We start from the raw sequence: 22,394 nt of genomic DNA on the forward strand, positions 1-22,394 counted from the left end.
TCCGTTGACAATTCCCGAAAGGTTCTGCACACTTAAGCCATGTTGCGGGATATCGTCTGGTTTCTCGGGGGATATTTCGTGGGCGGGATCCCCTTTGGTCTCATCCTTTCCCGGTTGATCAAGGGGGTGGACCCGCGCACGGTGGGTTCGGGCAACATCGGAGCGACCAACGTCATCCGGGCTGCTGGTCCTGCAGTGGGCATCCTCACCGGAATTCTGGACATTGCGAAAGCGCTGGTTCCCGTGCTCCTGGCGAAACGATTCGTCGGTCCGGAGCTGGCCATCTGGATGGTTCTCGCGGCCGTCCTGGGGCACTGCTTCACCCCCTACCTGAAATTCCGCGGAGGCAAGGGTGTGGCCAGTGCTTTCGGGGCGTTTATCGCCTTTGACATCCGGATTGCCGCCCTGGCCTTCGGGATCTGGCTCGTGTTCCTGCTGGTGTTCCGGTATGTGTCCCTGGCGTCCCTGGCCGCTGCCCTCACCATGTTCCTGGCGACCCTCTTCCTCTATCCTTACGATCTGCGCTTCCCCTGGGTGGCATTTGCCGTGGCCCTGGTGATCTGGATCCGTCACCACAGCAACATCCGCCGGCTTCTTCAGGGGGTGGAACCCCGGGTGGGACAGAAGAAGTCATGAACGCGTGTCCGGTGTGTGAAACCCCCCTGCACGGGGGGCGGTGTTCTTCGTGTGGACTGCAGAAGGTCCTGGATCACGGGTTTGTCCGCCTGGTGGATTTCATGGGAGGGGATGGGGCGGTGGTGCAGGCGGCCCGGGTGTCCTATGGTCAGGGGAGCAAGGGAGAGGAAAGGGATCGCCGGCTGATCCACTATCTGATGCGCCACGATCACGGAACCCCGTTTGAAATGGCCGTGTTCAAATTCCACGTGAAAGCGCCGATTTTTGTCGCCCGCCAGTGGTTCCGTCACCGGATCGGCTCCTTCAACGAGATCAGCGGACGCTACACTGTGTATGAGGACACGGAATTTTATCTGCCGGATGTCCTCCGCAAACCCTCGAAGGAAAACCGGCAGGCCAGTGTCCCCACCGCGTTTGAAAACGAAACCCATCTGAAGACCCTGATGGAACAGGCCATCCGTCAGGCCTTTGCCGCCTATCAGGCTCTCCTGGAGGCGGGGGTGGCCCGGGAACTTGCCCGGATTGTGGTCCCCATGGCCACCTATACTCAGTTCTACTGGGGCGTGAATGCCCGAAGCCTCATGAACTTCCTGCGCCTGCGCCTGGCTCCCGACGCCCAGTGGGAAATCCGTCAGTTTGCCCGGGCGGTCTGGACCGTGTTTCAGGAGCGGATGCCCTGGACGGCCGAGGCCTTTCTCGAACGTCATCCCGAGCTTGCGGAGGCCCTCCGTGAACTGTCTGTCCGTGCTTGAGGACCACCGGACCGTGCGGGGCTTTCTTCCGGACCCCGTCCCGGAGGAGGACCTCAAGCGCATGCTTGTGCTTGCCCAGCGGGCTTCCACGGACGCCACGGCCCAGCTCTACAGCTTCATCCGGATCACCGATCACCGGCTGCGTCAGGAGATCGCAGATCTTGCGGGAGGCCAGCGTCACGTGCTGGAAGCGCCGGAGTTCTTCGTGGTGTGCGCCGACGTCCACCGTCTGGAACGCCTCCTTGCCTTTCGGGGCGTGGAGATGGCCTCCATCCCCCGGATCGCCTTTCTTTTTGGGGCGGTGGACGCCTCCCTCGCCGCCCAGAACCTGGCCGTGGCGGCGGAGACGCTGGGATACGGCATCGCCTTCATCGGAGGCATCCAGAACCGGGCGGACGAACTGGTGGAACTTCTCCGTCTGCCCCGGGGGGTCTATCCGCTGGTGGGACTGTGCGTGGGAAAACCCGCCCGGAGGCCGAATCGGAAACCCCGCCTTCCTCTGGAGGCCGTGCTTCATGAAAACGTCTATCATCCCTATGACGAAGACCAGCTTCAGCGCATGTTTGAGGCCATGGCTCCCGTTTCCCGAACGGGAGACTGGCTTTCCATTCTCCGGCGTTATTTTGGCAGGGGTGGACAGATGGATCAGAGAGAAAAGGTTGTGACCAGGGCGCTTGCGCGCCAGGGATTTGGTTAAGAGGAGGGCACCATGGAGTCACTCTGGCAGGAGATGATGGTTCGGTTTTACCGGGGGGAATCGCTGATTTCCACCCTGGCCTGGATCCGCTCGGCGCTGGAACACCTCTATCCCCTCCGGGGATGGGCCTTTCTCATGGACTCTGCGGACCTCCGGGAGGAGGTTGCCGCCATTCCCCAGCAGGATGTGCCCATCTCCATCGTGATGCGCCTTCGGGACACGGAATATCCGGAAATGGTGGTGGAGGAGCAGACCAAATATCTCCTCCTTCCCGTGAAAAGCGGCAAGCTCCGCCTGGGCAACGTGATCCTGATCTTCTCGGCCGGGGAGCTTCCTGACCCGGAACAGTGGATTCCCTTCGCGTCCCTTCTCTTTCTTTTCCTGGCGAGAAATCTCATTCATGCCCTCCAGGAAAAGGGCGGGGTGGTGGATCCCCTCACGGGACTCTATACCCGGAGCTATCTCCACCGCCGGCTGGAAGAGGAGCGCAAACGGAGTTTGCGGGGACAGACGGTGTTTTCCGTGGGACTGGTGGACATTGACCATTTTCAGAGTGTGGTGCGCTCCCACGGACCCTTCGTGGGGGATGAGCTCCTGGTCGCCGTGAGCGAGCTCCTGCGGGGGCACTTCCGGTCGACGGACATCGTGTTCCGGTATGAGAACGACCGGTTTGCCATTCTGTTCTCCGACACCTCTCCGTCCAACGCCTTTCACGCCATGGAGAGCTTTCGCCGCCTCATAGAAGAGAACCAGTTTGACCTGGAGGCCCTGGAAGAACCCATCCGGATCACCGTTTCGGGCGCCATCGTCGGTTTTCCTTCCCATGGCCTCACGGTCCAGGAACTTCTGGAAGAGGTGGAACGCGCCCTCCAGGAAGCCAAGAAGGCCGGGGGAAACCGCGTGGTGGTTCCGGAGGTGAGCCTCTGAAGTCGCCCATGGCCCGAAGACAGCCGCCCCCCCAGGAACGGGTGATCACCCTGGGATGCCGGGTGAACCAGTGGGATGGTGCCTGGATCGCCCGGATGCTGGAAGAAAGCGGGAAGGACGTGTGGGTGCTCAACACCTGCGCCGTCACCCACAAGGCGGTGCGGGACGGCCGGAAACTCCTTTCGCGAATCCGCCGGAAATATCCCGATGCCCGGGTGGTGGTGACAGGATGTGCGGCCCGGGTGGAGGACTGGGGGAAAGCGGAGGTGGTGGACAAGGAAGACCTCCCCCGGTTTCTCGGGGTGCGCCGGCCCTCCATCATCGATCCCCTGGGACACCGGACCCGTCCGGTGGTGAAGGTGCAGGATGGGTGCGACTTCCGGTGCACCTTCTGCATCGTGCCCCACGTTCGGGGGCGCTCTCGATCCCGGGTTCTTGAAGAGATTCTGGCGGAGGTCCGGAATCTGGTGGAACACGGCTATCGGGAAGTGGTGCTTGCGGGTGTGGAGCTCGGGAGCTGGGGGAAAGAGTGGCGCAGGGGGCTGGTGGATCTGGCCCGGGAGGTGGCCCGTCTGCCCGGGGATTTCCGGGTGCGGTTTTCCTCCCTTCTCCCCATCCACGTCACCGGGGATCTCGTGGCCCTGATGGCGGATCGGCCGGATCGCTTCGCCTGGCACTTCCATCTCCCCCTCCAGAGCGGTTCCGAGCGGGTCCTCCGGGCCATGAAGCGTCCTTATCACCTCCGGACCTATGTCCGGAAACTGGAGATGATCCTGGACCGCCTGTGGCCGGTGGGCATCGGGGTGGACGTGATCGCGGGCTTTCCCACCGAAACGGATCGGGACTTTCAGGAAACCTATGATTTTCTTGCCCGGTATCCCTTTGCCTATTTTCACGTTTTTGAGTTTTCCCCCCGGAAAGGGACGCCGGCGGCCGAACTTCCGCCCCTGCCGGACCACGTCCGCAGGGCGCGCATCCAGGCCCTTCTTGCCCTTTCTCGGGAAAAACGAAAAGCCTTTTTGCAGGACCTTGTGGGGCGGAAGGTGGACGTGGTGGTGGAACGCAAGAATCCGAAGGGGTTTGAGGGAACCACAGGAGAATACGCCCGGGCACGTCTTCCGGAAGGTGTCCCCGGAGCACGTCTCCGGGTCCGGGCCACCCGGGTGGACGAAGAAGAACTCGTGCTGGTGGCAGCACCGGAGTAAGGGAGGACGACCATGGAACAGAAGCGCCGAATCCTGGGCTTTGTGCTTGTGAGCCTCTTCACCTGGCTTGTGTATTTCATTTCCACCGCGCCCACCGTGGTGTTCTGGGATGTGGGCGAATTCCTGGCCGTTTCGGCCAACTTCGGCATTCCCCATCCTCCCGGAACCCCCTTCATGGTCATTATCGGACGGTTTCTGGGTTTGCTCCCCTTGCCCCTTGCTCCGGTGTACGAGCTGCTCACGGGATATGAAGCCAACAACTTCGTGCTGAAGGTCACCCAGGTGTCCATGATTCCGGGAGCCCTCTCGGCGGGTCTCCTCTATCTCATTGCCCTGGAGGTGATGGACCGGTGGGAGGGTTTTCGGGATCTTCCCTGGGGGATTCGCCACGGGGCGGCGGCGACCGGCGCCCTCCTGGGGATGTTCACGGCCACCGTGTGGAAAAACTCCATTGAAGCCGAAACCTACACCCCCACCTTCTTCACCCTGGTGCTCATCATCTGGATGGGCTTCAAGTTCTGGGACCTTGCCGACACCCGGAAGGGCCTGGCCTATCTTATCCTGATGCCCTATGTGTTTCTCCTGTCGGCGGGGATCCACCTCTCCATCGTGCCTTTCCTCCTGGGCTATCTCGTGCTCATTCTGATCGTTCGCAAGGAGCTTCTCCTCAACCTGGACACCCTGGCCGTCCTGGGACTCGGGTTTGCCTTTCTCACCTCCCTTTATTTCCCCTATGAGTTCACCGGACGCCTGGCCACCCTCCACCTGATCGCCCTGGGGGTGTCTTTCTTTGTGCTCACCCGGCGCACCGCCGACCTGGCCGGCGTGGGAACCCTGCTGTTCCTGCTTGGAGCGGTGGTTCAGTTTGTGGGAAGGGAGCACGCCACCGTGGTGCTGGCGGGCTATGCTCTGCTCCTCGCCGGCTATTACATCCAGACCGGTTTCTGGCGGGACTGGAAGGGCATTGCCCTCCTGATGGTCCTCCTGGCTTTCACCCCCCAGTTTTTCCTCATCAGCCGGGCCTATTACCTCCACTTCCATCCCAACGCCGCGTGGATCAACGAAGCGGATCCCTGGAACTGGCGGGCCTTTATGGACGTGCTCACCCGGAAACAATACGGTCCCACCGAGTTCTTCCCCCGGCGCATCCCCTGGGTGGACCAGTTCCGGGTGCTGGGTCTTTATCTTTCCTGGCAGTTTCCCAAACTCCTGTATCTGCCGCTCCTGCTTCTGGCCCTGTGGGGTCTGGTGGAAAGCTATCTCCGGGACCGGAAAACCTTTGTGTACGTTCTGACTTTCACCCTGATCGCCTCCGTGGGCATGGTCTTCCTGCTCAACCTGAAGGATTCCCCCACCTCCCCCGTGAATCCGGAGCATGTGCGGGCCGGTCTCACCGAGGTGCGGGACCGGGACTATTTTTATGCGTATTTTTACAGCCTTCTGGGCCTCTACTGGGCCTTTGCTCTGGCGGGCCTCATGGAACTTGCCTGGCGCCACGCCCGGGCAGGTCTCCGGCGGCTCGTCCAGTTCGGGGGCTATGTCGTGATGGCGGGGCTGGTGGCCGGCCAGCTGGGCATGACCTGGCCTTATGTTCACCGGCAGAACAACTACATCGCCGAAGACTATGCGTATAACCTTCTCATCTCCCCCTCCACAGGCGGCGTGATGTTCACCAACGGGGACAACGACACCTTCCCCCTCTGGTTCCTCCAGGAAGCCATGGGATTCCGTAAGGACGTTCTCATCGCCAATCTCTCCCTCCTGAACACGAACTGGTATGTCCGCCAGCTCAAGGCCTGGGGTGCACCCATCTCCTTCACGGACGAGGAGATTGACAGCCTGCCCCCCGCCATGCTTCTGGGGCGAAACCAGGTGATCTTTCTGCGGGATCTCGTGATCCGGGACATGATCGCCACCGCCACCGGATGGCGGCAAACCCTGACCGACCAGGATTTTGTCCTGGTCAAGGGGGTGCGGATCCCCCGGATGTACTTCCGGCCCATGGAAGTGTTCCGGGACAGCGTGCTCGCAGGGCGCGAGTTGTCCATCCCCATCTATTTCTCCATCACCTGTTCGCCGGAGGTGTATGCGGGGCTGGAACCCTATTTCCTGATGGACGGCATGGTGTTTGCCCTCAAAACCACGCCCCAGCCCATGGTGGAATTCCCGCCCTATCGTCTGGAAGCCGTGAACGTGGAAGAAACCCACCACCACCTCCACGACGGCATGGATCCGGAGGCGTTCTTTGCCCAGTACAGCGACACCCCTCACCCCGACTCCACGGTGTGGCGCTACCGGGGGATTTTTGATCACCGGCTCTACAAGGATGACACCCATCTGAAACTCGCCGTGAACTATGCCAACGTGGCCGTTCGGCTGGCCTTTTTCCATCAGAGCCGGGGAGAGCATGCGCAGGCGGTGAAGATGTATCTCCTGGCCCGGAAGTTTTACACGGACACCCAGAAGGAACTTCCAGAGCGGTATCTCCAGCAGGGTGAGCTTCTGGCCCTCCAGGCCGTCAATGCGGCGGTTGCGGGTGGGCTGTGGGATGAGGCCATCCGGATTGCGGAGGAAGCCCTCTCCGAAGGCGGACGTCCGGATTTCAACCTCTTCCTGGCCCAGGGATATCTTGGCAAAGGTGATACCACCCGGGCCCTTCAGGTGCTGGAAGGGCTGCGGATGACCGGCAGCCCTCCGGCGGATGCCATCCAGCTCCTGGCGGAGGTGTATGCCAGCCGGGGTGATACCGGTCGGGCCCTTCAGGTTCTGGAACAGTATCTGGCCAACCCCTCCCGGGACACCCGGAAGGACGCGCAGTTGAAGGGGCTGCTCCAAACCCTCCGGGGCTCGTCATGATCGTCGTCCCGCAGAACAAGGAACTCCGGATCAAGATCGTGTATTACGGCCCGGTGATCAGCGGGAAGACCACGAACGTGCTGTTCATCTCCAAATATTACCCCGGGCCGAAAGGACAGCTCGCCCAGTCGGAAGGGATCAAGGGCATGACCGTCGTGTTTGACCTCCTTCCCATTGAGGTGCCCCTGGTGAAAGGCTACCGTTCCCGCGTTTTCCTCTATACGGTGCCGGGGCAGTATTTCTTCAAGCCCATCCGGCGGATGGTCCTTCGGGGGGCGGACGGCGTGGTGTTCGTGGCAGACTCCCAGATGGACCGCATCGAGGAGAACAAACGGTCGCTCCTGGAGCTCTTTGAGGGGCTCAAGGCGTATGGGCTCACGCGGGTGCCCATTGTGCTCCAGTATAACAAACAGGACCTTCCCAACGCCCTGGCGCCGGCAGAACTGGACCGCATCCTGAACCCCTACCACTTCCCCAGCGTGCCCGCCGTGGCCACCAAGGGGAAGGGGGTGTTCAAAACGCTGGAGACGGTCCTCAAATACGTGGTCCGGTATGGCGTCATCCCCGCCATGCGGAAGACCCAGGGCACGTCAAGGACGACAGGCAAGGAGGCCGCCCGATGAAACGGTGGGTTTTCTGGATGTTTCCGGTGTTGCTTGCTTCCTGCATGCGCATTTATGTGTATGAGGGGCCGCCCCCGGCGCCCCGCAAGGCCGAAACAAAGAAGAAAGAAGAAAGGCCTCAGCGCTACAAACCCTGGTCAAAGGTCACGAAAGACGCGACAGAAGAGAAAGGGTTTCTGACCACCTATCTCAAGCCGGACCAGACCCTTCTTGTGGCCATTCCGAAGGATCTCCTGGGCAAGGATTTTGCCCTGGTGATGCACCTGGAGCGGGGGGCAGGGGACCTCAACCTGATCGAGGGCCTTCCTTTCAGCGGAACCCAGCTCCTCACCTTTGAGCGGAAAGGCGATTACGTCCTTCTTGTGAGGAAGAATCCCCGGTTCACCGCGGAGGGCGAGCCCGCAGCCCGGCACGCCCTGGAAGAAAACGTGAGCCACGTGGTGATCGGGCGGTTCAAGATCCAGAGCGAACATCCAGAGACTGGCGATTTTCTTGTGGACTTCACCTCTTTTCTCCTCTCCTATCCGGATTTTTCCCGCTACCGCTTTCTCTTTGAGGGGGGGAGCCCCTCGGTGGACCGGGACCTGTCCTTTGTGGAGCGGGTGCTCAACTTCCCGAAAAACACCGAGATCAGCGTGACCTATACCCTCCGGCTTCCCGGCCGGCCCCGGTGGGGGGGCGAATCCCTGGTGGATCCGAAAAGGGTGAGCATCGCCCTGCGCTGGTCGTTTTTTGCCCTTCCGGACGAGCCCATGATCCCCCGGTTTGCGGATGAGCGGGTGGGCTATTTCCTCACCACCGTGGAGGATTTTTCCCAGGACACGTCACTCTATCCCTATCGCCACATGATCCAGCGCTGGCGTCTGGAACCGGAGGACCCCCGGCTTCCGGTGAGCCGCCCGAAGAAGCCCATCGTGTTCTATCTGGACCCCTCCATTCCCAAACGCTACCGCAAATACGTCCGGGAGGCCCTTTTAGAGTGGAACCGGGCCTTTGAAGCGGCCGGTTTCAAAGACGCCATTGTGGTGAAGGATGCACCGGAGGACTCCACCTGGAGCCCGGAAGACATCCGGTATTCCACCATCCGGTGGACCTTTGCCCACCGGATGGGCTATGCCATCGGACCGTCCCAGGTGGACCCCCGCACCGGGGAAATCCTCAACGCGGACATCCTTCTGGACTGGAGCTTTATCCGGGGCTGGGTGCTGGATTTTGACGCCGAGGTGGACCCCCTGTCCCTGGTGGAGGAAGAGGAAAAACTCCGGAAGCTTGCCCGCGTGCTGGGCGAAGACCGCCTGTGCACCTTGATGCTGGGGATGCGCACACAGATGGCCATGGCCTATCTGGATCTCCTTGCGGCGGGCCGGATCCGCCCGGGCGAGCCCCTTCCAGAAGAGTACATCGGTGCGGCCATCAAGGACATCGTTCTCCACGAGGTGGGACACACCCTGGGGCTTCGCCACAACTTCAAAGCATCCAGCCGCTATCCCTTCGAGGCGCTGAAAGACACCGCCTTCACCCGCCAATATGGGATTGCGGCCTCGGTGATGGACTACATCCCCCTGAACCTGATGGCGGACAAACCCCAGGGGGACTATTTCATGACCGTCCTGGGGCCCTATGACATCCACGCCATCCGGTATGGCTATGCGCCCGTCCGGGTGGAGAAGGGACATGTGAAGGAAATCGTTACCGATCCCTGGAAGGAACTGGACACCTTGCGGGCGTGGGCCCGTCTCACCGATTCCACCCTGGCCTTCGGAACCGATGAGGAGACCGGCACGCTCTCGCCGGATCCCTACACCGCCCGGTGGGATCTCTCCTCGGACCCCCTGGCTTATGCCCGCAACCGCCGGAAGGTGGCCGAGAAGATCTTCCCCCGCCTGGAGAAGCTCTTCCTGAAGGGTCCGGAAGGATACCGCAATCTCCGGATCGCTTTCGGGGTGCTCTGGGCGGACCGGTATTACGCCTACAACCGTCTGGTGAAATACATCGGCGGGATCCGGATGGACCGGGTGAAGCCCGAAGACGGGATCACGCCCTTCCGGCCCGTGCCGGCCGACCTCCAGCGCAAAGCCCTGAAGGAGATCCTTGCCGGCATCTTTCCCCGTGAACTTCCAGAACTTTCCGGCGATCGTTTGCTCAAAATGGCGCCCAATTTCTTCGACACCTGGGCCCGGCCCATGGAGCCCCCCTATGAGTTTTCGCCCATGCGGGGCCTGGGTACGATCTATGCCTCCTACCTTTCGGATCTGTTCCATCCCGCCCGGCTCAATCGCCTGGTGACCTATCGCTACATTGCCCCCGGAGGTCTCACGCCGGACGAGGTGATGAGCCGGGTGGAGGATCATCTCTTTGGTGATCTTTCGGAAGTCCCGCCCCATCTCATGGTGGCGCAGGACCTGTATCTCCGGGTGCTGGCCCAGCTGGCCTATGGGACGGTGTCGTTCACGTCTACACCCTCTCCTGAAGTCCGGGCGCTGGCCCGGGCCCATCTGAAAGACCTGAGCCGGAAGCTCCGGAGCGCGGCGGAGAGAACGCCGGACCGTGCCCTCCGGGCCCACCTGGATGCCCTCGCGGACTTCGCTGACAAAGCCCTGAACCTCCAGATCCAGATGTCCCTGCCCGGCTTTGCCTCCTGGTACGATCCGGGGCGTTTCTGATGCTTTTGTTGATGCTTGTCACCCTGCCCTATCTGATCCCCCATGTCCAGGTGGTGGGGGAATCCCTTGAGGTTCGGGTGGCGTCGGATGAAAATCTCACCCATCTCCAGGTGTGGGTGGACCCGATGGACACCACCCTGAAGTCGCGGCATCGCCTTCCCTACCGGGACGATGCGGCCTGGGAGTTCTGGGATCGTAAAAACCGCACCGCCAGAGAACTTGTCCTGCGCTTTCACGTTCCGCCGGGGCATTACCGTCTGCAGGTGGCCGCCACCCGGGAGAACGGGGAGCGAATTCACTCCCGGTGGTACGCCTTTTCCTGGAACGGAAAGGTTCCGGGACCGGCCCTGGATCTCGGGCCCTATCTCTTCTATCCCGCATCCGACACCGCCGCGATCCGCACACGGTGGGTGAACGCTCGTCGGGCGTATGTGGAAACCCCGGAGACACGTGTGGATCTTCGTCCCACCGGAGAGTTTGGTTTTCAGGAAGCCCGGATTCCGGTGCGGGCGGGAAGGGTTCTGCGCTACCGGGTGTGCGGAGAAGGGGCCTTCCGGGTGTGTTCGGGGTGGTATGATGCCGAAACGCCCCCTCTTCCCGGTTCCCCCGTGGTGTTCGGTGCGCTGGGCGACACCCGGAGCGGCTGGCTGAACCCCGCCTCCACCGCCCGGATGAACCAGATCAACATGCCGGTCCTGCGGCTTGTCGTGCACACCCTGTACCGGGAAGGTGCCCAGGCCCTGTTTGCCCTGGGGGACCTGGTCCACGGCTACACGGAGGACACGACCTTTGTGCGCCTGCAGTATGAAACCTGGCTCCAGGCCACCGAGCCCGTGAGCGGTCTGATCCCCCTCTTCCCGGTGGTGGGCAACCATGACGCCACGGCCCCCTTTGTGCGCCTGCCGGGAAGAAACTTCCGGTGGCGGGAAGGTCCCTGGGCACCGGAACGGGTGTGGGCGAAGTTTTTCGTCCTTCCCGAAAACGGTCCTCGTGCCGGGAAGGAAATGCCGCCCTACCGGGAAAACGTGTATGCCGCCCGGTGGGGGGATGTGGTGTTCGTGGCGCTGAACTCCGATTATCGCTATGAACGGCTGGAAGGGAAATATACGGCCCGACGGGTGGAGGAAACCCAGCGGCGGTGGCTTCAGAAGGTGCTGACGAGCCTTCCTTCGAAGGTGATGCCGGTGGTGGGGGTGCACGAGCCTCTGTTTCCCACGAGCCGACACGTGGGCCGGTCCCTGGATGCCTGGCCGAAAGACCGGGATGCCCTGCTGGAGATCCTGCGCAAGTTCCGGGTTCCCGTGGTGTTTTCCGGACACGAACACCTGTATGCCCGTCTGGTGATTCCGGGGGAGGTGCCGGTGGTCCAGATCATCACCGGACGGGGAGGATCCCCCCTCTATCGGGACATCCTGGGCCCCCTTCAGGTCCCCTATCGGGACTGGGTGAAGGCCCGCTCTGCGGATGAGCACGGGGTGCTGTGTGAGGTCCGCCCACCCCACCTGTCCTGCCGGGTGGTGAACACGGCGGGGTTTGCGGTGGACGCCTTCACCGTGGATCGACCCTGAGATCCCCGTACCGCTGCTCGGTGGACCCATCCATATCCCCGATGCGGATACTTGACTGACCGGTCAGTAAGGTGTATGATAGGGGTATGATGGATGATTCGGGCCTCATCCTTCTCCGGGCAAATTTCAGAGATCTCGACCAGGAGGGCCGGGCCCGTATCCTGGATGCCCTGAACGCCCATCCTCCCGAGACCCCCCATGTTCTCCTGGCCACCTGCTATCGCGTGGAACTCTATGGGTTCTCCTTCCCGCCGGCCTACCGGGACCTTCCCTTCCAGGTGGAGCGCGGTGCGGTGAACGCCTTTCGTCATCTGGTTCGGGTGGCGGCGGGGATGGACTCGCCGGCTGTGGGCGAACCCCAGATCATGGCCCAGGTCCGGGAGGCCTTTCGGCGGGCCGGTGAACTTCCGGAACTCCTCCATCAGCTGTTTGAACGCGCCCTGGCGGCGGCCAAGCGGATTCGGACGGAAACGGACATTCAGAAGGGGGATCCCTCGGTGGTCACCCTGGCTTACCGGGAGGTCGTCCGCCGGGGATGGGGGGGGCAGGTGATGCTTGTGGGCACCGGCGAAATGGCCTGGCTTTCCGCCAAAGTTCTGACCAAACGGGGTATGCGCCCCGCCTGGGTGGTGAGCCGAACCCGGGCGCGGGCGGAGCAGCTTGCCTCCCAGATCGGGGCCGTCCCCCTTGTGCTCTGGAGTGAGGCCTTTCACCGGGCCCTTCGGGAGGCGGACGGTCTGTGGCTTGCCACCACATCCCCCCATCCCCTCATCCGACCGGAAGACTTCCCCGAAGGCTCTGAAATTCCCTGGATGGTGGACCTGTCCCAGCCTCCCGTGGTCCACCCCGATCTGGTTTCGGACCGGACCCTTTTCCTGGACTCTCTCCTTACCTCTTATGAGGCGGTTCGGGCGGCCAAAGCCCGGGCGCTCGAAGAAGGCGAGCGGATCGTGGGGGAAGAGACCGGAAAGTTCGTGGCGTGGCTGCGAAGCCGGGAGCGGCGCCACCTTCTGCGGGCCCTGGAAGAAAAGTCCCGGGTCCTGGAAACCCAGTTGCTGGAGGTTCTGAACCGCCAGTTTGACCTTCCCCCGGACCGGGCGGCGCCCATTGTCCGCCGGTATGTGCGCAAAGCCCTGTATCCCGCCATGGCCCTGCTGCGGGATGAGGACCCTGTGGAGGTGCTGGAGCGATGGCGTCTTTCGTGATCGCAGCGCGAGGGAGCCGTCTCTCCCGGATCCAGGCGCAGACCGTCGGCTCCCTTCTGGAGCGCCAGGGCATGGCGGTGACGTACCGCTGGGTGACCACAACGGGCGACCGGGACCGCTCCACTTCCCTGTCCGGGGTGGGGATCTTCGTCAAAGAGATCCAGCAGGTCCTCCTGAGAGGAGAGGCTGATCTGGCGGTGCACAGTGCCAAGGACCTCCCCACCGCATCTCCTGACGGTCTGGAGGTGGTGGCCTTTCTCCGGCGGGATACCCCCTGGGACCTCCTGATCCACCGGGATGGCTTTCGCCGGATCGGCACATCCAGTGCCCGGCGAAAAGCCCTTCTTGCCGGGATGTTTCCTCATGCCGACATCCATCCTCTCCGCGGGAACGTGGACACCCGGCTGCGCAAACTCCGGAAAGGGGAAACGGATGCGGTGGTTCTTTCGGCGGCGGGGCTGGAACGGCTGGGGCTGTGGCGGCCCGATCAGTCGGAGGTGGAGGGCTTCCCCGTTCAGGTGCTGAAGCCCCCGTCCTTCGTCCCTGCTCCTGCCCAGGGCGTGATCGCCGTGGAAATGCGGCAGGACCATCCCCAAAAGGACAACCTTCGCGCGCTCCTGAACCACCCCGAAACGGAAGAGGCGGTGCGGATGGAGCGCCATCTTCTCGCCGTGGCCCGGGCCGGGTGCCACGCCCCCTTCGGATGTTTTGTCCGCCGTACGGATGAGGGCTATGAGGGCCATCTGTTTTATCACACGCCCGAGATGCGCATCCACGTGACCGAACGGGCGGTGCGTCTGGATCTTTTGAGGGCACGACTGGAGGCAGCACTCCATGCGCATCAGGGATAGAGATGTCCTGCATCTCCCGCCCGACTGGCCTCCGGAACTTCTTCCGGAACCGTTGAAGGAGAGCATCCGGAGGGCTTCTGCCGTGGTGGCCGAAGAACCCACTCCCCTTCTCCTCCTTCACCCGGATGTTCCCTGGTTCATCGGGAACGTACCCGCCCCTTCACCGGGGCAGGTGGTGTTTTCACGGAAAAGTGCCTGGCGGGCTCCCGTTCTGCCGCGGGGCCCCCGCGTGGCCCTGTTCCGGGCGATGGACGACGCCCTTCGCACCGGGCTGAGCCTCCGGCTTGCGGGGTTCACACCGGTGTATTTTCCCCTTCTGCGCTTTCGCTTCCTTCCCGCCCCGCCCGATCTACCCAGGATTCTCGCCGAAATGGAGATGGCCTTTTTCACAAGTCCCCGGGGCGTGGAGGGTGTGTTCCGGTGGCTCCGGAATCTCGGCATTCCCTGGCCGTCCGCCGTGCGTACGGTGGCCATCGGTCCCTCCACCCGCAGGGCCCTGGAGGGATGGGGGGTGTTCGGGGTGTATCTCCCGGAACGGTTTTCGGCCGAGGGCCTGGTGGCGCTTCTGGATCATCTGGATGTTCGCGGAAAAACGGTGGTTCTGTTCCGGACCGGCGGGCGTGAACTCCTTCCGGATGCCCTTCGTGCCCGGGGCGCAGACGTCCGGGAGGTCCGCTCCTACGAAACCCTGCCCTTTCCGGACGATCGTCTTCATCCCTTTGAGCCCGATCTTCTGTCGGCCGAGCACTGGCTGTTCACGAGCCCCAGCACGGTGGAAGGAGTGGAGGCCTATCTGGCTCGCCGGGGCCTGACCCTTCCCCCGGGGGTGACCCTGTGGGCCATCGGCCTTGCAACCCGAAAAGCCCTGGAAGAACGGGGCTGGCCCTTCCGGGAAAGTCCGGTTCACACGCCCGAAGGGCTTGTGGAAGCCCTCATCACCCACCTTCAGCAAGGAGGTTCATGATGTTTCCGGTGGAACGACCGCGGAGGCTTCGCCGGAGTCCCGTCCTCCGGCGCATGGTCCGGGAGACCCATCTCTCCGTGGACGATCTCATTTATCCCCTTTTTGTGCAGGAAGGTCAAAACGTGGTGCAGGAAATCCCCTCCATGCCGGGGCAGTTTCGCTATTCTCTCGACCGTCTGGTGCCGGCCGTGGAGGAGGTGGTGCGTCTGGGGATTCCGGCGGTGATCCTGTTCGGGATCCCCGCCGAAAAAGACGAGGTGGGAAGCGGGGCCTATGCGGAGGAGGGGATTGTCCAGAGAGCCGCCCGGGCGCTCAAGGACGCTTTCGGGAAGGACCTGGTGGTGATTGCGGATGTGTGCCTGTGTGAATACACCTCCCACGGACACTGTGGCGTGATCCACGACCACGATGTGGACAACGACGCCACCCTGGAGCTCCTGGCCCGAACGGCGGTGAGTCTGGCGGAGGCGGGCGCGGACATGGTGGCCCCCTCGTCCATGATGGACGGGCAGGTGCAGGCCATCCGGGACGCCCTGGATCGGGCGGGGTTGGCCCACATCCCCATCATGAGCTATGCCGCCAAGTTTGCCTCTTTCTTCTATGGTCCTTTTCGGGAGGCGGCGGCGTCGGCCCCCCGTTTGGGGGATCGCCGGGGCTATCAGATGGATCCCGCCAACGGCCGGGAAGCCCTGCGGGAACTTCTCCTGGATGACGAAGAAGGGGCGGACATTTTGATGGTCAAGCCGGCCATGCCCTATCTGGACGTGCTGGCCCGGGCCCGGGAGGCCACCCTCAAGCCCCTGGCCGCCTATCAGGTCTCCGGGGAATACGCCATGCTCAAGGCGGCTGCCCGGAACGGGTGGCTTTCGGAACGGGAAGTGGTGATGGAAAGTCTCCTGTCCATCAAACGGGCGGGAGCCGATCTGATTCTCACGTATTTTGCGAAGGAGGTGGCAACGTGGCTGAAGTGAGGGTGCACGCCTTTGTCTATACCGAGCTGGACCCCCGAAACCTCAGCCGGAACGCGGTGGCCTCCACCCTGGAGACGCTGGAGAACCTTCCGGGGATGGTGGCCCTGTATCTGTACGATCTGGAAGGCCTGTATCCGGGGATGAACACCGGATTCTGGTTTGCCCTGGAGGACCTGGACGTCCTCCAGAAAGCCGGATGGACGATGCGCAGGGCGGGATGGCCCCTCCGGGAGAGCCTGTGGGGGTTCGTCCGACCCTCCCGCTACACCGGAAAGACCGGCATCAGCGTGCAGGTTCCCGGACCCCGCCTCCGGTATCTCGTGGTGTATCCCTTTGTGAAAACCCACGAGTGGTATCAGCTTCCGCCGGACATCCGCCGGGTGATGATGCAGGAGCACGCCCGGGTGGGCCACGCCTACAGGGACATCGAGCAGATTCTGGTGTATGGCATGGGCCTTGCGCCCTGGGAGTTCGTGGTGGGGTATGAGACGGACGATCTCGTCCGCTTCAGCGACCTGGTGATGGAGATGCGACAGACCCGCGCACGGATCTATACGAAACGGGACACCCCCATCTACACGGGGCGGCTTGTGGAAAAGGACGAATGGCTGGAGCGGTTCGCGTGAAACACCCTCACGGTGCCTCATCCCGGGTTCAACCGGTGCTCGCGGGCCCCGAACCCTATGAGGGGTTTGTGTTTCAGGAGGCGCCCCAGAACATCTACTGGGAGGTCACCCGGGCCTGTGACCTGGTGTGTCAGCACTGCCGGGCGGACGCCCAGGTGGAGCCCCATCCGGACGAACTGACCTTTGAAGAGGGGAAACGCCTTCTGGAGGACATCGCCGGAATGGGGAGCCTCCTGATCTTCACCGGCGGCGATCCGCTGAAACGGCCGGATCTGTTTGACCTCATGGCCCACGCCCGATCCCTGGGGATCCCCTTCGGGATCACCCCCAGCACCACACCCCTTCTGACCCGGAAGGTGCTTGCTCGCTTCAGGGAGCTTGGCGTGATGGCCCTGGGCCTTTCGCTGGACGGGCCCACGCCGGAGGTTCACAACGCCTTCCGGGGCTTTGACGGGGCGTTCCGGCGTGCGCTGGAGGTCCTGGGATGGGCGCGGGAGGTGGGCCTTCCCGTGCAGGTGAACACCACGGTGACCGCCCGGAACATCCACCTCATCCCGGATATGCTGGACATCCTTGTGCCCTTTGCCCCTCCGGTTCGCCGGTGGAGCCTGTTCATCCTGATCCCGGTGGGCCGGGGGGTGACCCTGGGGATGCCCGATCCGGAGGACCTGGACGCGCTCTTTGACTGGGCGGACCGGGCACAGCACACCGCCCCGTTCCACATTCGTACGGTGGAGGCCCCCCACTACCGGGTGCGCCTTGCCCGGGACCTTCACCATCTTCCCTCCGATGCGCGCAGAAAGCGTCTGCGGGCCATCGGTGCAGGGATTCGGGACGGGAACGGCGTGATCTTTGTGTCCCACACGGGGGAGGTGTATCCCTCCGGTTTCCTTCCCATCCCCGTGGGGAACGTGCGGGAACGCCCGCTCTCGGAGATCTATCGCACCGCACCCGTTCTCCAGGCCCTCCGGGATCCCGACCGGTTCACCGGGAAGTGCGGGCGGTGCGTGTATCGCTATCTCTGCGGCGGCTCCCGGGCCCGGGCCTGGGGCCTCCACGGGGACATGCTGGCGGAAGAGCCCCTGTGCACCGTGTTTGAACCCGATCCCGCCCGGGTTCCATCCGGATGAACCTGAAAGACGCCATACGGGAACGCCTGGAAGAGACCTCCATCCTCACCCTGGCGGTGGTGGATGAGCGGGGTCCCTGGAGCGTTCCCGTGATCTTTGCCTTTGAGGAGACGCCGCAGGGCTTTGTGCTCTATTTCATGTCCCGGACGGACACCCGCCACGTCCGGGCGCTTCTTCAGCATTCCTGGATGGCGGCTTCCCTGCATCCCGGAACCACCCGTCCCCTCCGGGGGCTTCAGATGGAGGGACCGGTGGAGGCCATTCCGGCGAGGGATCTCCCGCGGGTGCTGGCCTGCTATGGCCGGCGTTTTCCCCGGGCCCTCCCCCGGATCCCGAAGGACCTCCTTGCTGCGGGGCGTCTCCGGTTTTTTGCCTTCCGGCCGGTGTGGTTCGGGGTGCTGGACGAAGAGCGATTTGGCTGGGGGGTGCGCAAAGTCTGGGAGGTTCCCGCATGATCCTTTTTCTCCATGTGGTGGCCGCGGCCTACTGGGTGGGCGGGAATTTGCTTTTCTTTGTGGCCCTGCGCCGGGCCCGGCCAGAGGATCGCCCCCTCCTCTATCAGGCGCTGGGCAGACCCTTCCGGACGTCTTCCTGGCTGGCTGTGGCGGTGCTCGTGGCCACCGGCCTGGTGCTCCTGCAGGATTTTCCGGCCCATCTGTACCGGACGAAGTTTGTGCTGGTGGGGCTTGCGGTGGCCCTCAAGGCCCTTCACGACTTCGGGGTGGCCCCCCGCGCCCGTAAAACGGGCCGGCGCCGGTCGGTGCTGGTTCTGGCCTACACCCTTCTCATCCTGGAACTCTGGATCCTCTTTGAAGCCATGAACGTGTGAGGAGACCATGAAGGATCGGCTGCTTCGTGCCCTTCGGGGCAAACCGGTGGACACCACACCCATCTGGATCATGCGCCAGGCGGGGCGATATCTCCCGGAATACCGCAAACTCCGGGAGCGGTTCTCCATGATCGAACTGTGCCGCCGCGTGGACCTTGCGGTGGAGGTCACCCTGCAACCCCTTCGCCGGTTTGATCTGGACGGGGCCATTCTGTTCTCCGATCTCCTGGTTCCCCTCTGGGGGATGGGGTGGGATTTTGAACTGGTTGAGGGAAAAGGCCCGGTGGTGCGGCCCGTGGAGCGGGTGGACGACCTCGCCCCCCTGGATCTTTCCCGGCTGGACTTTGTGTTTGAGAGCATCCGGCGCCTCAAGGAGGTCCTGGAGGTCCCCCTGCTCGGGTTCACTGGAGCCCCCCTCACCTTTGCGGCCTATCTTCTGGAAGGGCGGCCGAGCCGGGACTTCGCGCAGGTCCGGGCCCTCTTTTATCGGGACCCCGAGCACTTTCACGCCCTGATGGGGTTTCTTTCCCGGGAGCTGGGGCGATATCTGGAGGCGCAGGTGACGGCCGGGGTGGACGCGGTCCAGATCTTTGATTCCTGGGCGGGAAGCCTTCCGCCGGAGATCTTTGAGGCGCTCCTTCCCCACATCCAGGCCATGGTGGACCGCCTTCCGGTCCCGGTGATCTATTTTTCCACCGGGACGTTCCACCTTGTGCCCTATCTCTCCCGGCTCCGGGGGGTGGTGCTGGGTGTGGACTGGCGGATGCCCCTGTCGGCGTATCGAGATCGGTGGTCTGGGCCCATCCAGGGCAACCTGGACCCGGCCATGCTCCTTGCCCCTCCCGAACGGTTTGACCGGGCCGTGGAAGCGGTGGTGGAGGCCGGCAAAACCTTCCCCGGGCACGTGTTCAATCTGGGGCACGGAATCCTTCCCCACACCCCGCCGGAGCATGTGGCCGCTCTGGTGGAGGCGGTGCACCGGTATGGAAAACGATCCCAACAGGAGAACGCGTCATGAAACAGGGTGTGCTGGTGATGGCCTATGGCGCTCCCCGGAGCGTGGATGTGGAGGAAATCCGGGCGTATTACACCCATATCCGGCGGGGACGCCCGCCTTCGGAAGAAGACCTGATGGAGCTCGTGGAGCGGTATCGCCGGATCGGCGGGAGTCCCTTCATGCGCCTGACCACCCGGCAGGTGCAGGGGCTCCGGGATCGTCTGGAGAAGCGGGCGCCGGGCGTCCGGCTCTACAGCGCCATGAAGCACGTCTCCCCCTTCATTCCGGACGTGGCGCGGAAAATGGTGGAGGACGGGGTGGAGCGGGTGGTGGCGCTGGTGCTCGCCCCCCATGAATCCCGGATGATCATTGACGAATATCTGGACTATGCGCGGGAGATCTTTGAGGAAGCGGGGGTGGAGGTGGTTCCCATCCGGACCTGGCATCTCAACGAGGGATATCTGAACGCCCTCACCCGGCGGATCCGGGAACGCCGTTCGGCCTTTGAGGGAGAGCCCTTCGTCCTGTTCACCGCCCACAGCCTGCCGGAGCGGATCTTGACGTGGAAAGACCCCTATCCCGAGCGTCTCCGGGAGACGGCGGAAGCCCTGGCGGCGCGGGCCGGCCTCACCAAGTGGCGTGTGGCCTATCAGAGCGCCGGGAAAACGCCCTTCCCCTGGCTGGGTCCGGACATCCTGGAGGTGCTGGAAGACCTTGCTGCTTCCGGCGAACGGGAGGTGCTGGTGGTCCCCATCGGGTTTGTGAGTGACCATCTGGAGGTGCTGTGGGACATTGACATCGAGGCGCAGGAGAAGGCGCGGGAGCTGGGCATCCACCTGGAGCGCACGCCGTCCCTCAACGACGATCCGGAATTTCTGGACGGGCTGGTGGAGGAGGTGGTGAAGAGGCTGGAGGGTGTGGGCGGAGCAACCCCAAAGAAAGGGAGAAACTGACTAAGGGAGAATATGTTTGATTAAGGATAGCATGCGATAGTTAAGTATCCAGTCTAGCTCTTTCATGGCGCGTAGTAAGGGTTGTTTCATTTTATGCCATGCGGGACCATCTGTTATCCATAGGAATTCTACATTGTGTTTTTTGGCTACTCTGTGCATTTCAATATAGCTTTCCGCTATGGAGATAGGTTTGCTTCCTGTTGTGTTATAAAAGTTGAATTCACCTATAAGAACGGGTTTGCCATTTTTATAAATTACCACATCATGAGTTTTCCCTTTACTTCTACCTTTTATAACTACAGGATACAATGAAAAACGCGGGTCGTTGTTTACCACTTTATATCTTTTTCCAATAATTTTCTCAATTTTTTGCTGGCACATATTTTCAAAAATATCACCACTCCTGTTTTTTCTTGCATTTGTATCTAATCCCACCTCCACACCTAGGAGGTAGTCGTGAATATCTTTTACTTCTCCAAACAGATCCATAATCCCCGTTTTAGTGCAAAAATTGATTATTTGAGGGATAGTTTTTACATTGACTTTTGAACGCTCAAATTCAAAACTTATGAATGCCTCTATTTCGGGATCAAAAATATCAATCTTTCCATTTTCGACTCTTTCAGCAATAAGAAGTGGGATGACTTCCACTATTTGCGGATATTTCCTTAGCAAAGAGCCAAGATGCTCAACCCTACTAGACGCATCAATTTTCGTAAGTGAATTTAACAATGATAATTCATCCAGGTGTTCGTTAACAGCGCTTTTCACTTTATCCCAATCAACGAAATATTCGTAAGTCTTGTTAGATGGTAGCAAAGTACCAAAAAATCTTTGCTTATAATCCTCAAAACTACTAAATCCAAGTTCTTTAAATTTCACCATTTCACCACCACCTTACGCTAAACTTATACTTTTTAACCTCTCGTTCACTTTCTGGTTTACGAAGCACAAAAACATGCTCATGGGCAATTAGGTAAAAATCATATTCTTTAGCGCGCCATCGTTCCCTTGTAGCTTTCATGTTCCATTGTAATTTTATGATGTCTTCTTTCAAAATAAAGCCAACGTCCAAGAATGCCTGAAGGACCCGAAGGGCTATTGGGACATAGTGTTTATGCTTTCGTGTGTCTCCAATGAGAATAGCACAGATTTTACCCGGCTTCAACACACGGAATGACTCCTCTGCAACTTTATGCATTTCCTCAAGGTATTTTTCAAACGGCAGTTGAGAGAGATCGTTAGAGAGTTTCTTTTTTTTCGTGTATGAGATTATACTGGCATATGGCGGATGTGTTGCCACAAGATCGATGCTGTCGTCCTCGATTTCATTAAGGTTTCTGGCGTCTCCCCAGAAGGTTTTAATTATAGGTTCATCGGACTCTGGAAATAGTGGATTATAGGAGAAGTTCAGTCTATCCCGTGCAATCATCACAGCGTCAAGATTAACGTCTACGCCGATTGCATTCCTCCCCAAAATTTTTGCTTCGACGAGCGTCGTTCCACTACCCATCATCTGATCAAGAACCCAATCCCCCTTTTGCGTATATTTCAATATTAGGTTTCGGGGAATATACGGAGACCAGTTCCCCCGATAATTCCCCTTGTGTGTCGCCCAATCTCCCCGATCCGGGAAGCTCCAAACAGTCGTACGTTCTGGGACGTAGTCGTTGGGGGGGCCGTAGGAGGTGATCTTCCAATCTTTTTGAAGTTTTATTTTTACATCTTCGATTACTACACTGTCATGTTCTTTTACAAACTCCAGATAATCTTCGTGAGTTATTTCCTTCATTTCGGGATATCCTTTCTCCATAGCCTTTCCTCAGTTTCGATGAGTGGACCCCAGAACCCATCTTCTGTTTTTACAAGATCCACAAAAGCACGCTGGAGCTAAGCAGTGCCTCCATCGGTTTGTGTGCCGAGAACGATATAGAGTCGCCC

At 61.2% G+C, this 22,394-nt stretch carries 21 protein-coding genes; 19 read left to right on the forward strand and 2 right to left on the reverse strand.

The window, feature by feature from the left end; all coding sequences use genetic code 11:
• Positions 1 to 39 precede the first annotated feature (39 nt).
• From plsY to hemH, 19 genes are all read left to right on the forward strand, one after another.
• On the forward strand, positions 40 to 636 hold the full coding sequence (gene plsY / locus AC6HU3_RS06625; RefSeq protein ID WP_497472990.1) for a glycerol-3-phosphate 1-O-acyltransferase PlsY: 597 nt from the start codon (positions 40 to 42) through the stop codon (positions 634 to 636).
• 101 nt (positions 637 to 737) lie between these two features.
• Positions 738 to 1,388, forward strand: a complete 651-nt coding sequence (thyX, locus tag AC6HU3_RS06630; protein ID WP_497536297.1) for an FAD-dependent thymidylate synthase — start codon at positions 738 to 740, stop codon at positions 1,386 to 1,388.
• A complete protein-coding gene (locus AC6HU3_RS06635) occupies positions 1,366 to 2,085 on the forward strand; it encodes a nitroreductase family protein (RefSeq protein ID WP_497472991.1) in 720 nt (239 codons plus the stop codon). Before thyX ends, AC6HU3_RS06635 begins: the two co-directional genes overlap by 23 nt.
• Positions 2,086 to 2,097: 12 nt before the next feature.
• Complete coding sequence (locus tag AC6HU3_RS06640) at positions 2,098 to 3,012, forward strand: GGDEF domain-containing protein (protein ID WP_497472992.1); 915 nt, start codon at positions 2,098 to 2,100, stop codon at positions 3,010 to 3,012.
• A gap of 8 nt (positions 3,013 to 3,020) precedes the next feature.
• On the forward strand, positions 3,021 to 4,217 hold the full coding sequence (locus tag AC6HU3_RS06645) for a MiaB/RimO family radical SAM methylthiotransferase (protein ID WP_497472993.1): 1,197 nt from the start codon (positions 3,021 to 3,023) through the stop codon (positions 4,215 to 4,217).
• 12 nt (positions 4,218 to 4,229) lie between these two features.
• Positions 4,230 to 7,073, forward strand: coding sequence for a protein O-mannosyl-transferase family (locus AC6HU3_RS06650; protein ID WP_497472994.1), 2,844 nt, complete (start codon positions 4,230 to 4,232; stop codon positions 7,071 to 7,073).
• The gene (locus AC6HU3_RS06655) at positions 7,070 to 7,696 is read left to right on the forward strand and encodes a GTP-binding protein (protein ID WP_497472995.1); all 627 of its coding nucleotides are present in this window, start codon (positions 7,070 to 7,072) and stop codon (positions 7,694 to 7,696) included. Before AC6HU3_RS06650 ends, AC6HU3_RS06655 begins: the two co-directional genes overlap by 4 nt.
• Positions 7,693 to 10,359, forward strand: a complete 2,667-nt coding sequence (locus AC6HU3_RS06660) for a zinc-dependent metalloprotease (protein ID WP_497472996.1) — start codon at positions 7,693 to 7,695, stop codon at positions 10,357 to 10,359. Before AC6HU3_RS06655 ends, AC6HU3_RS06660 begins: the two co-directional genes overlap by 4 nt.
• 11 nt (positions 10,360 to 10,370) lie before the next feature.
• Positions 10,371 to 11,927, forward strand: coding sequence for a metallophosphoesterase family protein (locus tag AC6HU3_RS06665; RefSeq protein WP_497472997.1), 1,557 nt, complete (start codon positions 10,371 to 10,373; stop codon positions 11,925 to 11,927).
• Positions 11,928 to 12,013: 86 nt separating this feature from the next.
• Positions 12,014 to 13,132: a glutamyl-tRNA reductase gene (locus AC6HU3_RS06670; protein WP_497472998.1), complete on the forward strand. Its 1,119-nt coding sequence runs from the start codon at positions 12,014 to 12,016 to the stop codon at positions 13,130 to 13,132.
• On the forward strand, positions 13,117 to 13,983 hold the full coding sequence (hemC, locus tag AC6HU3_RS06675) for a hydroxymethylbilane synthase (RefSeq protein WP_497472999.1): 867 nt from the start codon (positions 13,117 to 13,119) through the stop codon (positions 13,981 to 13,983). The genes AC6HU3_RS06670 and hemC overlap by 16 nt, the downstream gene beginning before the upstream one ends.
• Complete coding sequence (locus AC6HU3_RS06680; RefSeq protein ID WP_497473000.1) at positions 13,967 to 14,947, forward strand: uroporphyrinogen-III synthase; 981 nt, start codon at positions 13,967 to 13,969, stop codon at positions 14,945 to 14,947. The genes hemC and AC6HU3_RS06680 overlap by 17 nt, the downstream gene beginning before the upstream one ends.
• On the forward strand, positions 14,944 to 15,918 hold the full coding sequence (hemB, locus tag AC6HU3_RS06685) for a porphobilinogen synthase (protein WP_497473001.1): 975 nt from the start codon (positions 14,944 to 14,946) through the stop codon (positions 15,916 to 15,918). The genes AC6HU3_RS06680 and hemB overlap by 4 nt, the downstream gene beginning before the upstream one ends.
• Positions 15,906 to 16,544, forward strand: a complete 639-nt coding sequence (locus AC6HU3_RS06690; RefSeq protein WP_497473002.1) for a chlorite dismutase family protein — start codon at positions 15,906 to 15,908, stop codon at positions 16,542 to 16,544. Before hemB ends, AC6HU3_RS06690 begins: the two co-directional genes overlap by 13 nt.
• On the forward strand, positions 16,541 to 17,674 hold the full coding sequence (locus tag AC6HU3_RS06695; RefSeq protein ID WP_497473003.1) for a TIGR04053 family radical SAM/SPASM domain-containing protein: 1,134 nt from the start codon (positions 16,541 to 16,543) through the stop codon (positions 17,672 to 17,674). The genes AC6HU3_RS06690 and AC6HU3_RS06695 overlap by 4 nt, the downstream gene beginning before the upstream one ends.
• On the forward strand, positions 17,671 to 18,129 hold the full coding sequence (locus AC6HU3_RS06700) for a pyridoxamine 5'-phosphate oxidase family protein (RefSeq protein WP_497473004.1): 459 nt from the start codon (positions 17,671 to 17,673) through the stop codon (positions 18,127 to 18,129). Before AC6HU3_RS06695 ends, AC6HU3_RS06700 begins: the two co-directional genes overlap by 4 nt.
• Positions 18,126 to 18,503, forward strand: coding sequence for a hypothetical protein (locus tag AC6HU3_RS06705; protein WP_497473005.1), 378 nt, complete (start codon positions 18,126 to 18,128; stop codon positions 18,501 to 18,503). The genes AC6HU3_RS06700 and AC6HU3_RS06705 overlap by 4 nt, the downstream gene beginning before the upstream one ends.
• Positions 18,504 to 18,510: 7 nt before the next feature.
• A complete protein-coding gene (hemE, locus tag AC6HU3_RS06710) occupies positions 18,511 to 19,521 on the forward strand; it encodes a uroporphyrinogen decarboxylase (protein WP_497473006.1) in 1,011 nt (336 codons plus the stop codon).
• Positions 19,518 to 20,453, forward strand: coding sequence for a ferrochelatase (gene hemH, locus AC6HU3_RS06715; protein WP_497473007.1), 936 nt, complete (start codon positions 19,518 to 19,520; stop codon positions 20,451 to 20,453). The genes hemE and hemH overlap by 4 nt, the downstream gene beginning before the upstream one ends.
• Here the strand turns inward: hemH and AC6HU3_RS06720 are convergent, their stop codons facing one another.
• Positions 20,454 to 21,338 carry a DpnII family type II restriction endonuclease gene (locus tag AC6HU3_RS06720; protein ID WP_497473008.1) on the reverse strand — a complete coding sequence of 295 codons (885 nt, stop codon included), beginning with the start codon at positions 21,336 to 21,338 and terminating at the stop codon, positions 20,454 to 20,456. It lies immediately after the preceding gene.
• Between the two features lies 1 nt (position 21,339).
• Positions 21,340 to 22,266: a DNA methyltransferase gene (locus AC6HU3_RS06725; RefSeq protein WP_497473009.1), complete on the reverse strand. Its 927-nt coding sequence runs from the start codon at positions 22,264 to 22,266 to the stop codon at positions 21,340 to 21,342.
• Positions 22,267 to 22,394: the final 128 nt, after the last annotated feature.

It is taken from the genome of Caldifarcimen microaerophilum (assembly GCF_055387105.1).

What these genes read in the sequence shown, in the direction of transcription:
- plsY (WP_497472990.1), top strand. Translation starts at nt 40, where the DNA reads ATGTTGCGGGATATCGTCTGGTTTCTCGGGGGATATTTCGTGGGCGGG.
- thyX (WP_497536297.1), top strand. Translation starts at nt 738, where the DNA reads ATGGGAGGGGATGGGGCGGTGGTGCAGGCGGCCCGGGTGTCCTATGGT.
- AC6HU3_RS06640 (WP_497472992.1), top strand. Translation starts at nt 2,098, where the DNA reads ATGGAGTCACTCTGGCAGGAGATGATGGTTCGGTTTTACCGGGGGGAA.
- AC6HU3_RS06645 (WP_497472993.1), top strand. Translation starts at nt 3,021, where the DNA reads ATGGCCCGAAGACAGCCGCCCCCCCAGGAACGGGTGATCACCCTGGGA.
- AC6HU3_RS06650 (WP_497472994.1), top strand. Translation starts at nt 4,230, where the DNA reads ATGGAACAGAAGCGCCGAATCCTGGGCTTTGTGCTTGTGAGCCTCTTC.
- AC6HU3_RS06655 (WP_497472995.1), top strand. Translation starts at nt 7,070, where the DNA reads ATGATCGTCGTCCCGCAGAACAAGGAACTCCGGATCAAGATCGTGTAT.
- AC6HU3_RS06660 (WP_497472996.1), top strand. Translation starts at nt 7,693, where the DNA reads ATGAAACGGTGGGTTTTCTGGATGTTTCCGGTGTTGCTTGCTTCCTGC.
- AC6HU3_RS06665 (WP_497472997.1), top strand. Translation starts at nt 10,371, where the DNA reads ATGCTTGTCACCCTGCCCTATCTGATCCCCCATGTCCAGGTGGTGGGG.
- AC6HU3_RS06670 (WP_497472998.1), top strand. Translation starts at nt 12,014, where the DNA reads ATGATGGATGATTCGGGCCTCATCCTTCTCCGGGCAAATTTCAGAGAT.
- hemC (WP_497472999.1), top strand. Translation starts at nt 13,117, where the DNA reads ATGGCGTCTTTCGTGATCGCAGCGCGAGGGAGCCGTCTCTCCCGGATC.
- AC6HU3_RS06680 (WP_497473000.1), top strand. Translation starts at nt 13,967, where the DNA reads ATGCGCATCAGGGATAGAGATGTCCTGCATCTCCCGCCCGACTGGCCT.
- hemB (WP_497473001.1), top strand. Translation starts at nt 14,944, where the DNA reads ATGATGTTTCCGGTGGAACGACCGCGGAGGCTTCGCCGGAGTCCCGTC.
- AC6HU3_RS06700 (WP_497473004.1), top strand. Translation starts at nt 17,671, where the DNA reads ATGAACCTGAAAGACGCCATACGGGAACGCCTGGAAGAGACCTCCATC.
- AC6HU3_RS06705 (WP_497473005.1), top strand. Translation starts at nt 18,126, where the DNA reads ATGATCCTTTTTCTCCATGTGGTGGCCGCGGCCTACTGGGTGGGCGGG.
- hemE (WP_497473006.1), top strand. Translation starts at nt 18,511, where the DNA reads ATGAAGGATCGGCTGCTTCGTGCCCTTCGGGGCAAACCGGTGGACACC.
- hemH (WP_497473007.1), top strand. Translation starts at nt 19,518, where the DNA reads ATGAAACAGGGTGTGCTGGTGATGGCCTATGGCGCTCCCCGGAGCGTG.
- AC6HU3_RS06720 (WP_497473008.1), bottom strand. Translation starts at nt 21,338, where the DNA reads ATGGTGAAATTTAAAGAACTTGGATTTAGTAGTTTTGAGGATTATAAG.
- AC6HU3_RS06725 (WP_497473009.1), bottom strand. Translation starts at nt 22,266, where the DNA reads ATGGAGAAAGGATATCCCGAAATGAAGGAAATAACTCACGAAGATTAT.